Source organism: Luteimonas sp. GW821-FHT14E02 (assembly GCF_058803905.1).
Map to the genome: position 1 here is coordinate 192,362 of NZ_JBXAPK010000003.1, position 12,995 is coordinate 205,356.

At 64.1% G+C, this 12,995-nt stretch carries 11 protein-coding genes and 1 other RNA gene; 11 read left to right on the forward strand and 1 reads right to left on the reverse strand.

Annotation, left to right across the window (positions count from 1 at the left end; genetic code table 11):
- Positions 1 to 72: 72 nt before the first annotated feature.
- The 10 genes from AC1RNP_RS06530 to AC1RNP_RS06575 all read left to right on the forward strand — a co-directional run bounded on the left by AC1RNP_RS06530 (position 73) and on the right by AC1RNP_RS06575 (position 10,300).
- Positions 73 to 414, forward strand: a complete 342-nt coding sequence (locus tag AC1RNP_RS06530) for a HesB/IscA family protein (protein ID WP_493050455.1) — start codon at positions 73 to 75, stop codon at positions 412 to 414.
- 352 nt (positions 415 to 766) lie between these two features.
- Complete coding sequence (rpsF, locus tag AC1RNP_RS06535) at positions 767 to 1,189, forward strand: 30S ribosomal protein S6 (protein ID WP_493050456.1); 423 nt, start codon at positions 767 to 769, stop codon at positions 1,187 to 1,189.
- 11 nt (positions 1,190 to 1,200) lie between these two features.
- Positions 1,201 to 1,431: a 30S ribosomal protein S18 gene (rpsR, locus tag AC1RNP_RS06540; RefSeq protein WP_096208774.1), complete on the forward strand. Its 231-nt coding sequence runs from the start codon at positions 1,201 to 1,203 to the stop codon at positions 1,429 to 1,431.
- 163 nt (positions 1,432 to 1,594) lie between these two features.
- Positions 1,595 to 2,047, forward strand: coding sequence for a 50S ribosomal protein L9 (gene rplI, locus AC1RNP_RS06545; protein WP_493050457.1), 453 nt, complete (start codon positions 1,595 to 1,597; stop codon positions 2,045 to 2,047).
- Between the two features lie 317 nt (positions 2,048 to 2,364).
- On the forward strand, positions 2,365 to 3,780 hold the full coding sequence (locus AC1RNP_RS06550; RefSeq protein ID WP_493050458.1) for a replicative DNA helicase: 1,416 nt from the start codon (positions 2,365 to 2,367) through the stop codon (positions 3,778 to 3,780).
- A gap of 11 nt (positions 3,781 to 3,791) precedes the next feature.
- On the forward strand, positions 3,792 to 4,565 hold the full coding sequence (locus AC1RNP_RS06555; protein ID WP_493050459.1) for a DUF2971 domain-containing protein: 774 nt from the start codon (positions 3,792 to 3,794) through the stop codon (positions 4,563 to 4,565).
- A 191-nt stretch (positions 4,566 to 4,756) separates the two neighbouring features.
- Entirely contained in the window at positions 4,757 to 5,881 is a 1,125-nt protein-coding gene (gene alr, locus AC1RNP_RS06560) for an alanine racemase (protein ID WP_493050460.1), read from the forward strand.
- Between the two features lie 72 nt (positions 5,882 to 5,953).
- Positions 5,954 to 7,402: a WS/DGAT/MGAT family O-acyltransferase gene (locus tag AC1RNP_RS06565; protein WP_493050461.1), complete on the forward strand. Its 1,449-nt coding sequence runs from the start codon at positions 5,954 to 5,956 to the stop codon at positions 7,400 to 7,402.
- Between the two features lie 126 nt (positions 7,403 to 7,528).
- Entirely contained in the window at positions 7,529 to 8,230 is a 702-nt protein-coding gene (locus AC1RNP_RS06570) for a YiaD family glycine zipper/OmpA-like lipoprotein (RefSeq protein ID WP_493050462.1), read from the forward strand.
- A gap of 354 nt (positions 8,231 to 8,584) precedes the next feature.
- The gene (locus AC1RNP_RS06575) at positions 8,585 to 10,300 is read left to right on the forward strand and encodes a GMC family oxidoreductase (protein ID WP_493050463.1); all 1,716 of its coding nucleotides are present in this window, start codon (positions 8,585 to 8,587) and stop codon (positions 10,298 to 10,300) included.
- Between the two features lie 23 nt (positions 10,301 to 10,323).
- Here AC1RNP_RS06575 and ssrA read toward each other — a convergent pair.
- Positions 10,324 to 10,677, reverse strand: a transfer-messenger RNA (tmRNA) gene (ssrA, locus tag AC1RNP_RS06580).
- 112 nt (positions 10,678 to 10,789) lie between these two features.
- Between ssrA and AC1RNP_RS06585 the strand changes: the two genes are divergently transcribed.
- A complete protein-coding gene (locus AC1RNP_RS06585) occupies positions 10,790 to 12,988 on the forward strand; it encodes a CHASE domain-containing protein (protein ID WP_493050464.1) in 2,199 nt (732 codons plus the stop codon).
- Positions 12,989 to 12,995: the final 7 nt, after the last annotated feature.

Below are 12,995 nucleotides of genomic sequence, written 5' to 3' on the forward strand. Positions count from 1 at the left end.
TTGAATTCCTGCGGAACGCACCGATCTGGGAGTCATACAGTCTACCTAAGCCGCAAGGCATAGAATGGTGTCATGAGCATCACCCTCGCACCCGCCGCACTCGAACGCATCAAGGGCTACATCGCTGGCACGCCCGGCGCGATCGGCTTGCGCTTCGGCGTTTCGCGCACCGGTTGTTCCGGCTGGGGGTACGTGGTCGATCTGGCCAAGGAAGCGCGCCAGGGCGACAGCGTGTCCGAACAGGACGGCGTGCGCGTCTACGTCGACGCCGACAGCCTAGCCTTGGTCGATGGTACCGAGATCGACTTCCTCAAGCAGGGCCTGAACGAGCAATTCGTCTTCCGCAATCCGAACGTGGCCGCCGAGTGCGGCTGCGGGGAAAGCTTCACCACGGACGCGGACAAAGCCGCCTGAGCCCGATTTTCCCTTTTCTCCATATGGGAGATCGAAGCCGCTTCAAGCGGCTGAGGAGCCCGGTAAGGGCAGGTGAGGGCGAGGCAATTCCGGCCCACGGAATGTTCTAGGCAAGTCATTCTCCCTCCCTCATCCGGCGCTTCGCGCCACCTTCTCCCGGAGGGAGAAGGAAAAAGGGCGGCTTGCCCCTAAGCCATTGATCTCCCATAATATGCGGCTCCCCGCGGTCCAGGCCTCGGGGAGACCTTGCTCCACCGCGTCCATGCCGGACGGCCGGGGGGCTATCCGGGTCGGTGGTTCCACGGAGCAATCCGATTGGAGCCGCAGGCCGAATATCCACAAGGAAACCACAATGCGTCACTACGAAATCGTATTCCTGGTCCATCCGGACCAGAGCGAGCAGGTGCCCGCCATGATCGAGCGCTACAAGGCGCTGGTCGAGGGCGGCGAAGGCAAGATCCACCGCCTCGAGGACTGGGGCCGTCGTCAGCTGGCCTATCCGATCAACAATCTGGTCAAGGCCCATTACGTCCTGTTCAACATCGAAGCCAGCCAGTCCGTGCTCAATGAGCTGGTCGAGCTGTTCCGCTTCAACGACGCCATCCTGCGTCATCTGGTCATGCGCCGCGACGAGGCCGATACCGAGCAGTCGCTGATCATGAAGAACAAGGACGAGAAGGGCGACAAGCCCGAGCGTCGTCGCCGTGACGACGAAGACGAAGGCAAGATCGGCACCGCCGATGTCGCCGACGAAGCCGCCGACGAAGCCGCCTGAGGAGCACCGACATGTCCAAATTCTTCCGCCGCCGCAAGTTCTGCAAGTTCACCGCCGAGGGCGTGAAAGAGATCGATTACAAGGATCTCAACACCCTGCGCCAGAACCTCACCGAGAACGGCAAGATCGTCCCGAGCCGCATCACCGGTACCAAGTCGCGCTATCAGCGTCAGCTCGCCACCGCGGTCAAGCGCGCGCGCTTCCTGGCCCTGATCCCGTACACGGACAATCACAACGTCTAAGCGAGACGTCTCCCGTCGCGGGAGCCCGGTCGTTTCCGGCCGGGTTCTTCAATGCGATGAAGGGCTTTTCGCTTCCAATCCACCCGTCCATTCGGACAGCCACAGTTGCGGCGCCACGCGCCGCTAACGAATCATGCTCACTCAAGAGCACGGGAGCATCACCATGGAACTGATCCTGCTGCAGAAAGTCACCAACCTCGGCAACCTGGGTGACAAGGTCAACGTCAAGCCGGGTTACGGCCGCAACTACCTCGTCCCGCAGGGCAAGGCCGTGCCTGCCACCGCCGCCAACCTGGCCGAGTTCGAAGCCAAGCGCGCCGAATACGAAGCCAAGGCCAAGGCCATCCACGACGGCGCCAACGACCGTCTGGCCAAGCTGGAAGGCGCCAGCGTCACCATCTACGCCAACGCCTCCACCGAGGGCAAGCTGTACGGTTCGGTCGGCCCGCGCGACATCGCCGAGGCGCTGACCAAGGCCGGTACCCCGGTCGAGAAGTCGGAAGTGGTGATGGGCGAAGGCCCGCTCCGCAACGTCGGCGAGTTCGAGGTCATCGTGCACCTGCACGCCGACGTCGAAACGACCGTCAAGGTGATCGTGGCGCCGGAAGCGGCGTGATCTGAGTCACCGATCAGGCTCATGGCTTCGCGCCATGGGCTTTTCAACCGGGCGCCCACGAGGCGCCCGTTGTTTTTGCCGGCAAGCGCCGGCGCAGGAAATCACGAGACGACATCCGTCCAGTCGCAGCATCTGCGATTCTCCTGGGACAGATTCCCACCGGTTATCCACAGCGTTATCTGCAACGCTCAGGGCGCCGGGCCGGTACGATGTCGACTTCGCAACACACACGACAACAACAGGATCGCGACGACGATCCGGCAGGCGGGACAGCGCGCAACGTTCCGCCGCAACCGGCATGGGGAGTGACTTCACTGATGAGCGCAAGACCGGGCTTCCGCGGCGATGGGCCCGCCTACCAGGGACGGAGTGACACTCGCATCGAACAGTTGCGCGTGCCGCCGCAGTCGGTGGAAGCCGAACAGGCGGTGCTCGGCGGCCTGATGCTGGCGCCGGAAGCCTTCGATCGCATCGCCGATCAGCTCGTCGACAGCGATTTCTATCGCCGTGACCACCAGCTGATCTATCGCGCGATCCGCGAACTGGCGGAGAAGAACAAACCCTACGACGCGGTGACACTCGGCGAATGGTTCGAATCGCAAGGCCTGTCCGAGCAGGTCGCTGGCGGCGCCTACTTGATTGAACTCGCCAGCACCACGCCGTCGGCCGCCAACATCGCTGCCTACGCCGAGATCGTGCGCGACAAGGCGGTCCTGCGCCAGTTGATCGAGGTCGGCACCGGCATCGTCAACGATGGCTTCCAGCCGGAAGGCCGCGACAGCAGCGAACTGCTCGCCAAGGCCGAGCAGGAAGTCTTCGCCATCGCCGAGGCCGGCGCGCGTGGCCGCACCGACTTCACGCCGGTCAACAAGGCGATGGCCGAAGCCTTTGACGTGTTGCAGACCCGCTACGCCAACGGCGGCGGCATCACTGGCATGCCGACCGGCTACATCGAATTCGACGAGATGACCGCCGGCCTGCAGCCGACCGATCTGCTGATCCTGGCCGCGCGCCCATCGATGGGCAAGACCACGCTCGCCCTCAACATGGCCGAGTACGCGGCCATGAAGACCAAGAAGGCGGTGGCGGTGTTCTCGATGGAAATGTCGGCCAGCCAGTTGGCGCTGCGCCTGATCTCCTCGGTCGGCCGCGTCAACGCCACGCGCCTGCGCACCGGCCAGCTCGAGGACGAGGACTGGAGCCGCGTCACCAGCGCGATCCGGCTGCTCAAGGAAACCAAGATCTTCATCGACGACACGCCGGCGTTGTCGCCGGAAGTGCTGCGCGCCAAGGCGCGCCGCCTGAAACGCGAGCACGACCTCGGCCTGATCGTCATCGACTACCTGCAGCTGATGGCCGTGCCCGGCAACAGCGAGAACCGCGCCACCGAGATCTCGGAAATCTCGCGCTCGCTCAAGGCGCTGGCGAAGGAATTGAACGTCCCGGTGATCGCGCTCAGCCAGCTCAACCGCTCGCTGGAAACCCGCACCGACAAGCGCCCGGTCATGGCCGACCTGCGCGAATCCGGCGCCATCGAGCAGGACGCCGACGTCATCATCTTCATCTACCGCGATGAGTACTACAACAAGGAAAACTCGCCGGACAAGGGCCTGGCCGAAGTGATCATCGGCAAGCAGCGTAACGGCCCGACCGGCTCGGTGAAGCTGAAGTTCTTTGGCGAGTACACGCGTTTCGATAATCTTGCGCACGATTCGGTCGGCAGTTTCGAATAGCGATAGCTGCGATGATCTTGTATCAGTACAGGGGCAGGATATCGACTGACGAAGGGTTTGGATATTTTGTTGGCTTATTGAAGAACGGGATGATGAAGTTCTCCGCTCCGGCGGAGTTCAACGATCCGTTTGATTGCTGTCCCACTGCATTTTCAGAGCTTCCGGTCGAGGCCAAGCTCCCACATGCGGTCGGTCATGGCATGAATCGGAGCTACCAGCAGATGCTCTCGGTGCGCGCCGGCGCATTTTGCCTCACCCCACACCCGGATCGAATGCTGATGTGGAGCCATTACGGCGACCAGCACAGAAGCGTGTGTGTCGGTTTTGACTCATCGATTCTTGTGGCAAAGGCTGTTAGGAACGATCTCGGTTTCCCTCTCTATAGCGAGGCCCAAAAGATCGAGTACACCGATATTCGTCCGGGTCATGATGATGCCGCCGCCATCTTCAAGAAATCCACCGAGTGGCGCGATGAAGACGAATATCGCGTAGTGTCCTGGCTCAGCCGAGGCACCCCCAGTTGGGGGCCCGGGGTATGGCCGATTCCGGTCGAAGCGATTAAAGAAGTCGTCCTTGGTGATCGCGTGGATATAGGGTTACAGGAGCGAATCGTCTACACGATCAAACGCTACAGGCCCGAAGTGCGTGTGCTAAAAGCCGTTCTGGATATGAGGAAGTTCAAGATCCGCATCGAAGATTTGGCTTCCCAGCCTAAATTCCCTCCTTCTGGCGGTTACGTATCCGGCCCGAATGGCGATTGGCTGCCGTTTGGCCAGGTAGAGTAATGTCCTGTCCAAGTGAGACGAACAGTAAAGGTAGATTGCAATGGTTAGAATGTTGCGTCTGCCGCGTTGGTCAAGTAGCAGCTAGCAGCGACTAAACCGTCTTCTGCCTCTCTGTAGGCGTGGGCGCGAAGTAGGCGATCCACGCGGAGCAGCATCGCCCCCTTCATTGATCGAAAGCCTCAACGAGCACGATGCAAGATCCCATTGATCAGCGCCCCAGCCGCATCCGGGTCGATCTCGACCGGCTGTCGCACAACCTGCGCAGCATGCGCGCGCATGTCGGCGTGCCGGTGATGGGGATCGTCAAGGCCAATGCCTATGGCCACGGCCTGGTGCCAGTGGCGCGACATCTGCAGGCGCAAGGCGTCGAGCAGCTCGGCGTGGCATTCCTGGAAGAGGGCATCGTGCTGCGCCAGGCGGGGATCACGCTTCCCATCCTGGTCATGGGCGGGATCTTCGGGCGGCAGGCGGCGCAGTTCATCGAGCACGATCTGGAAGTCACCGTGTCCTCGCTGGACAAGCTGCGCCAGATCGAAACGGCCGCCGAAGCGCTGGGCCGCAAGGCCGTGATCCATCTGAAGATCGACACCGGGATGGAGCGCATCGGCGTGCACAGCTATTCCGCCGCGCCTTTCATCGAGGCGGCGGTGGCGTCTCGGTGGTGCGAGCTGAAGGGTATCTATTCGCATCTGGCCTGCGCGGACGATCCCGGCTCGCCTATGACCTTGCAGCAGTTGGAACGCTTCCAGGAAGCCTGCGCACACTTCGAGCGCATCGGCGCGCCGATGCCGTTGCGGCATCTGGCCAATTCCGGCGGGGTCCTGCATTTCCCGCAGACGCACCTGGACATGGTGCGTCCCGGCATCATGCTCTACGGCGTGTTGCCCGATCCCGCGTCGCGGCGAACCGTGGACATCAAGCCCGTGCTGTCGCTGACCTCGCAGGTGATCTACTTCAAGGTCGTCAAGGCCGGCAATCCGGTCAGCTACGGCGCCACCTGGGCGCCCACGCGCAACACGCGTGTGGTGACCGTGCCGATCGGTTACGGCGACGGCTATCCGCGCGGCCTGTCCTCGCGTGGGCAGGTGCTGATCCGAGGCCGCGCCTATCCGGTGGTCGGCCGCGTGTGCATGGACCAGTTCATGGTCGATATCGGCGACGACAGCGCCTGGAACGAGGACGAGGTGGTGCTGATCGGTGAACAGGGCGATGCCGCGATCACCGTCGAATCGCTCGCGCAGGCGGCGGGGATGAGTGCCTATGAAGTCCTGGTGGGATTGAACCTGCGCATCCCGCGCGAGTATCGCTACTCCTGACGCGCCAGTCTTTGGCGTTGACCGCTCCGCTGAAGGCGTGATTCACTCCCGAGACTGCTCCGGGAGGGACGGATGGCCACGGCAAAACCGCGCAAGCGCGCCAATCGCGACCCCATGTCGCGCGTCGACACCGCCTGGTTGCGGATGGAACGGGCGACCAATCCGATGATGATCACCGGCGTGCTGATGTTCGAGGAGCAGATGTCGCTCGAACGCTTGAAGCAGGTGATCGACAAGCGCTTCCTGGCCTATTCGCGGTTTCGCCAGAAGGCGGTGGATTCGCCGACCGGTGCGTCCTGGGTGGACGATCCGCATTTCGAACTGGACTGGCACGTGCAGCTGGCGGCGTTGACCGGGCGCGCGGACAAGCGCTCTCTCGAGCGTTTCGTCAGCCAGTTGGCGTCCAGCCCGCTCGACAAGAGTCGGCCGCTCTGGCAATTCCATCTGGTCGAGCGCTATCAGGGCGGCTCGGCGCTGGTGGCGCGCCTGCATCACAGCTATGCCGACGGTATTGCCCTGGTGCAGGTGCTGCTCTCGCTCACCGACACGTCCCGCGATGCCGGCAAGGACAAGGCGCTCGTCAAGACCTGGCTGAAGGAGGATGGCGTCGAGGTGGCACGCCGCGTCGGCGCGGTGGAGCGTTACGCCAAACTTGGCGGCAAGATGCTCGGGAAGGGCATGGAAGTGATGCAGGATCCGACGCTGGCGGCAATGCTGGCGAAGGAAGGCGGGGAGATCACCCGCGAACTGCTGCAAGCGCTGACCTTGCCGGACGATCCCCCCTCATTGCTGCGCGGCAAGCTCGGCGTGAGCAAGCGCGTGGCCTGGGCACAGCCGCTCGATCTGGAGGAGGTGAAAGCGGTCGGCCGCGCCTGCGACTGCACCGTCAACGACGTGCTGATGGCTGCCGCGGCCGGCGCCCTGCGCGACTACATGATCGAGCGCGGCGAGGACGTCGACGGCATCACCCTGCGCGCGACCGTGCCGGTGAACCTGCGTCCGCTGGAGCATGCCAAGAAACTCGGCAACCACTTCGGTCTGGTCTTCCTCGATCTGCCGGTGGGGGAGCCCAACCCGATCCGGCGGCTGGAGCACGTTGCCGAGTGCATGAATCAGCTCAAGAGTTCAAGACAAGCCATTGTTGCTTATGGTCTTCTTGCGGCATTAGGGATGGCTCCTCAAGTAGTACAGGAGCTTGCGCTCGAACTGTTCAGCCGCAAGGCGACGGCTGTCGCCACCAACGTGCCCGGGCCACAGCAGCCCTTGTACCTGGCCGGATGCACGATCCGCGAGCTGATGTTCTGGGTGCCGCAGACCGGTTCGATCGGCGTCGGCATCTCCATCATGAGCTACAACGGCCATGTGCATTTCGGCCTGATCGCCGACGCAAAACTCATTCCGGACCCGGACGCGGTGATCCGCCGTTTCGGCACCGAGTTCGACAAGCTCCTGTACCTGGCGCTGATGGGCAACTGGGACAACGCCCTCAACTCGGTCGCGGCCGAAGCCCTGGTCGAATAAAGAGGCTGAACCGGGTGTCACAGCGCCTAACGGGCATTCTGGTTGCCGTCACACTCCGCGCTTGGCGGCGGGTTAGCTTGTGCTCCCCATTCAAGCCCGGCCAGGCCGGACGACGAGGAGAGAGCCATGAAGCGTCCCCTGAACAGAATGTTCCCCCAACTCCCCACCACGGCGATCGCGACCGCGCTGGCCGGCACCCTGCTGCTCAGCAGCTGCGCCAGCTACACCGGTCAGACCAATGCGCCCGACGATCCGAACCGCACCCGCACCGGCGCGCTGATCGGTGCCGGCATCGGCGTCGTCGCCGGCCTGCTCAGCGGTGGTGATGCCACCGAACGCCGTCAGCGCGCACTGGTCGGTGCGGGTGTCGGCGGCCTCGCCGGCGGTGCCATCGGCGCCTATCAGGATCGCCAGGAAGCCGAGCTGCGCAGGAAGATGGCCGGCACCGGCGTCGACGTCGTGCGCCAGGGCGACAACATCACGCTCAACATGCCGGGCAACATCACCTTCGGCTTCGACAAGTCCGACATCCAGTCGCAGTTCTACCCGGTGCTCGACAACGTCGCCAGCACGCTGCAGCAGTACAACCAGACCGTGATCGAAGTGGCCGGCCATACCGACAACGTCGGTACGGACGCCTACAACCAGCAGCTTTCGCAGCGTCGCGCAGACGCCGTCGCCAGTTATCTGTCCTCGCGCGGCATTCTGCGCGATCGCATGATCACCGTCGGCGCCGGCAAGACACGCCCGATCGCCGACAACAGCACGGACGCGGGCCGCGCCGCCAACCGTCGCGTCGAGATCACGCTGGTGCCGGTGCGCAGCTGACGCGCACGCGTGGAAGCGGATCCTGCACGCTTCAACCACGAAGGGCTGCCAACCGGCAGCCCTTCGTGCATTTGGGCAAGGTTGCCTCGAAACCAGGTTTCCGATCCTGTTCAAGGATCAATGCAACCCCATTTCCCGGTCCCGTCACGCTAGCACTCAATCCAATAGAGGGGCGCCGCCAGCTATCGATCATCAGCATCGTGGGCCTTGGGAATCCAACCTCCCAGAGCGACGTCCGTCGCTTGACAGAGCAGCATCCAGAGGGAGACTTTAAGTATCCAGATGGATGCATTTCCATCTGGACGCACTCCGCCTCGGCGAGTGGAACGCATCGGCCCTGGGAGGAGGTGAGTGATGAGCGCTCAGGCAAGGCTGACGCAATCCGTGTCGATCCCGGCCAACCAGCCGGAAACCACCGAGACTCGCTACGACTACGTGATCGTGGGTGGCGGTTCCGCCGGCTGCGTGCTGGCGAATCGTCTGTCCGGCGATCCGGCGCGCCGTGTCTGTCTGGTCGAGGCGGGCGGCCACGCCGAGCGCCTGGTGATCAAGCTGCCGGCCGGCTTCGCGGCGATGCTCCCGCTGCCGTGGCACAACTACGCCTACGACACGGTGCCGCAACCAGGTCTCGACGGTCGTCGAGGTTATCAGCCGCGCGGCAAGGTCCTGGGCGGCAGCAGTTCGATCAATGCCATGGTCTACGTCCGTGGCCAGGCAGAGGATTACGAGGCCTGGGCCGCCGCCGGCGCGACAGGCTGGTCGTATGCCGACGTGCTGCCGTATTTCATCCGGTCGGAAGACAACGTGCGCGGCGCGGACGCCTTCCATGGCGTCGGCGGGCCGCTGCACGTCGACGATCCGCGCTCACCCAGCTCCATGAGCCACCGCTTCATTGAAGCCGTGCAAGCGGGCGGTTATCCCCGCAACGATGACTTCAACGGCGCGCGGCAGGAAGGCGCCGGCATGTACCAGGTCACCCAGAAGGAGGGGGAGCGCTGGAGCGCGGCGCGCGGATTCCTGCAACCGGTGCTGGCACGCCGCAATCTCACGGTGCTGACGCAAACGCAAACCCTGCGCCTGCTGATGTCGGGCGATCGCGCCGAGGGGATCGAGATCGCGCAACGCGGGCAGGTGCGGAGACTGGTCGCCGATCAAGGCGTGGTGTTGTGCGCTGGCGTCTTCGGCACGCCGCAGCTCTTGCTGCTGTCCGGGATCGGCTCGGCGGATGAATTGTCGCGGCACGGCATCTCCGCCCGGATCGCCTTGCCCGGAGTCGGGGAGAACCTGCAGGACCACATCGACTACACGCTCAACTATCGCTCTTCCAGTCCGGATGTTTATGGACTTTCCATGGGGTCGGTCTGGCGTCTACTGCGCGGAATCGGCGAATACCGGCGCGAGCGGCGCGGCCCGTACACGACCAATTTCGTCGAGGCCGCTGCCTTCCTCGGGACGGACGGCAGCGGCAAGCGGCCGGATGTGCAGTTGCAGTTCGCGCTCGGTCTGATCGAAGACCATGCGCGCAAGCTGCGCCTGGGCCGCGGGTACAGTTGCCACGTCTGCGTGCTGCGCCCGCGCAGCCGCGGACGTGTCGGCCTGCGCTCCGCCGATCCCCGCGAGGCGCCGCTGATCGATCCGCGATTCCTCAGCCAGGAAGATGACGTCCAGAGCTTGCTGCGCGGATTCAAACTGACGCGCGAGATCATGGAATCACCATCGTTCGCGGGCGTGCGAGGGCAGGACCTGTACACCGCCGGCGTTCGCGCGGATGCCGAACTGATCCGGATCCTGCGCCGCCATTCCGACAGCAACTACCATCCGGTGGGAACCTGTCGCATGGGGAACGACGAATCGGCCGTCGTCGATCCGCGGCTCAAGCTGCGGGGAACACGCAATGTGTGGGTCGCTGACGCGTCCGTGATGCCGACGCTGATTTCCAGCAACACCAACGCGACCTCGATCATGATCGGCGAGCGTGCGGCGGATTTCATCCTTGCCGACGAAGCGTTGGTGACATTACCCGGCTTGCCATCGGCACAAAAAAGGCCGGAGTCCGAGACTCCGGCCTGATTTGCCCGTCTTTCGACGATGGATGGTGGAGGTGGCGGGAATCGAACCCGCGTCCGAAGGCACTCCATCCCCGGCACTACATGCTTAGCGCTCCGTTAGATCTCGTCCACCGACAGCACGGCGCGCAAAGCGCATCGGCGGACCAGCCTGTTATGGGTTAACCGGGTCTGACAGGCAGCCCTCCCGGCGATCCCGTGATAGTGACCCTACACCCACGAGCACGGGCACATGTGGGTTCGGGGCTTACGCCTTAAGCGGCGAGAGCGTAGTTGTCGTCGTTGGCAACTATGATTTTGCGGCTGGATTTACGAGGAAAGCTGCCCCCTCGGCATGCGCCAGGCAATTTCGCGACCCCCGTCGAAGCCAGGTGCACCCCCGGGGACAGATCGATTGCTGACATCGCCAGTATAGGGGCGGATCGGGTGGGCGCAAGCTCGCCGGTCGCGGACATTCAGACGGGCCATCTCGGCATCCGCGCTGTCTGTCGGTATGCTGAACACAATGAGTTCGCAGGCCAGCCCATCGCTCACTTCCGCGCTGCCGCGCGCGCCGACACGCGGTTACGCGCTTCCGGTCCTGGTGCTGCTCTCGTCGCTGCTGCTGGTGTTCCTGTACTGGCGCGGCGCGCAGCAAAGCGAACTGCGCGCCGCCTACGCCGAATTCGTCTCGGAAACCGAAGGCATCACCAAACTGCTGCGACAGCGGCTGCTGAACTACGAACTGGTGATCCGCGGCGGTGTGTCGCTGTTCGCGTCGGTGGAGCGCCCGAGCGCCGCGCAATGGAAGGATTATGTCGATGGCCTGGACATCGACAAGCATTTCCCCGCGTTGGCGGGCCTGGGCTTCGTGCCTTATCTGGACCAGGACGAACTGCGGGCACTGCAGCAAGCGATGCGCCAGACAGGGGAAGAGCCATTGGTGATCCGGCCCGAGGGCGCGCGCAATCGCTACGGTCCATTGCTCTATCTGCAACCGTCGATTCCTTCCAACCGCGAGGCGATCGGCTACGACATGTTCTCCGAGCCGGCGCGCAAGGCGGCGATGGCGGGCGCTGCCGAATACGGCATGGCGCGCATGACGCAACCCGTGCAGCTGATGCCGGCGACACGCTGGTCGGCACCGGGGCTGATGTTGTACGTGCCGGTCTACCGGGGGCAAACCCCGAAGACGGTGGCGCAGCGCTGGCAGGCGTTGCAGGGCTGGGTGTGCATGCCGCTGGACACGCGCGCGTTCATCGACGAGATCATGCGCACGACGCCCGGCCGCATCGGGCTGACGATTTCGGACGCGGCCAACAACGGGCAGCAGGTGTATCCGGGCGTTCCCACGAACGACAAGGGCACGCCGCTGTTCGAACGCACCACCGAACTCGACGTCTATGGACGCCATTGGCAGCTGCATTTCAGTTCCGAGGCGCAGGGTGGCCTGCTGGCTGGTCCTCCCGAGTTGCTGGCGGTGCTGATCATCGGCGTGATCGCCTCGCTGCTGCTCTCCGGCATCACGCTGGCGCTGGCGCGCACCGAGTCGATGGCGCAGCTGAAAGCCGCGCAGATGAGCGAATCGTATCGGCGCAGCGAATTGCGCTTCCGCAATGCGATGCGCTATTCGGCCAGTGGCAAGGCATTGCTCGATCACAGCGGCACGATCGTGGAGGCGAATCCATCGCTCGCCACGATCCTGGGCAGCACGCCCGAGCTGCTGGTCGGCGAACTGTTCACGCGCCGCTTCATCGGCGGCCAGGACGAGGTCAGCGATGGCTGGACGCCGGGGCAGGGCGTCCGCCGCATCATGCGCCGGCTGCAACGCATCGACGGCGAAGTGCGCGACTTGCAGCTGACCTACGCGCCGGTGCCGGGCAACATCGGCCAGGACGTGGCCAGTCTGGTGGAAGTCGAGGACGTGACCGAGCGCCTGCGCGCGCAGGCGCAGGAACAGGCGCTCAACCGCCTGCTGGAAGCGCGCGTGGCGATGCGCACGCGCGAACTCACGCATGCGAACCAGGAACTGGAGTCGTTCGCGTACAGCGTTTCGCATGACCTGCGCACCCCGTTGCGCAGCATCGAAGGTTTCAGCCGCCTGCTGGCCGAGCGCTACAGCGATCGCGTCGACAGCGAAGGGCGCGACTATCTCGCGCGCGTGCGCAACGCCGCCGGACGCATGGACGAACTGATCGAGGCATTGCTGCGCATGTCGCGCGTCAGCCGCAGCACGCTGACCTGGGCCACGCTGGATCTTTCGCTGATCGCACACGACGTGATCGGAGAACTGCGCGAGGCCGCTCCGCAACGTCGGGCCCTCGTCGAGATCGAGCCCGGATTGCAGGCGACCGGCGATGCCGCGCTGGTGCGCAATCTGCTGCAGAACCTGCTCGACAACGCCTGGAAATTCACCGGCGGCCGCGAAGAAGCCCACATCGTTTTCGGCAAGGGCGCGCAGCACGCGGAGCAGACCGAATTCTTCATCCGCGACAACGGCGCGGGCTTTTCGCCCGAATACGCCGGCAAGCTGTTCCGGCCGTTCCAGCGCCTGCACAGCCAGCAGGAATTTCCGGGCTACGGCATCGGCTTGGCGTCGGTGCGGCGCATCATCGAGCGCCATGGCGGCACGATCCGCGCCGAGAGCAAACTGGGCGAGGGCGTCACGTTCTGGTTCACGTTGCCGAAGAAGGGCGCGCGGACGGAAGACTGAGCGCCGC

Coding starts and splice junctions, on each gene's coding strand:
- AC1RNP_RS06570 (WP_493050462.1), top strand. CDS start 7,529: ATGAAGCGTCCCCTGAACAGAATGTTCCCCCAACTCCCCACCACGGCG.
- rplI (WP_493050457.1), top strand. CDS start 1,595: ATGGAACTGATCCTGCTGCAGAAAGTCACCAACCTCGGCAACCTGGGT.
- AC1RNP_RS06575 (WP_493050463.1), top strand. CDS start 8,585: ATGAGCGCTCAGGCAAGGCTGACGCAATCCGTGTCGATCCCGGCCAAC.
- alr (WP_493050460.1), top strand. CDS start 4,757: ATGCAAGATCCCATTGATCAGCGCCCCAGCCGCATCCGGGTCGATCTC.
- rpsF (WP_493050456.1), top strand. CDS start 767: ATGCGTCACTACGAAATCGTATTCCTGGTCCATCCGGACCAGAGCGAG.
- AC1RNP_RS06585 (WP_493050464.1), top strand. CDS start 10,790: ATGCTGAACACAATGAGTTCGCAGGCCAGCCCATCGCTCACTTCCGCG.
- AC1RNP_RS06565 (WP_493050461.1), top strand. CDS start 5,954: ATGGCCACGGCAAAACCGCGCAAGCGCGCCAATCGCGACCCCATGTCG.
- rpsR (WP_096208774.1), top strand. CDS start 1,201: ATGTCCAAATTCTTCCGCCGCCGCAAGTTCTGCAAGTTCACCGCCGAG.
- AC1RNP_RS06550 (WP_493050458.1), top strand. CDS start 2,365: ATGAGCGCAAGACCGGGCTTCCGCGGCGATGGGCCCGCCTACCAGGGA.
- AC1RNP_RS06530 (WP_493050455.1), top strand. CDS start 73: ATGAGCATCACCCTCGCACCCGCCGCACTCGAACGCATCAAGGGCTAC.
- AC1RNP_RS06555 (WP_493050459.1), top strand. CDS start 3,792: ATGATCTTGTATCAGTACAGGGGCAGGATATCGACTGACGAAGGGTTT.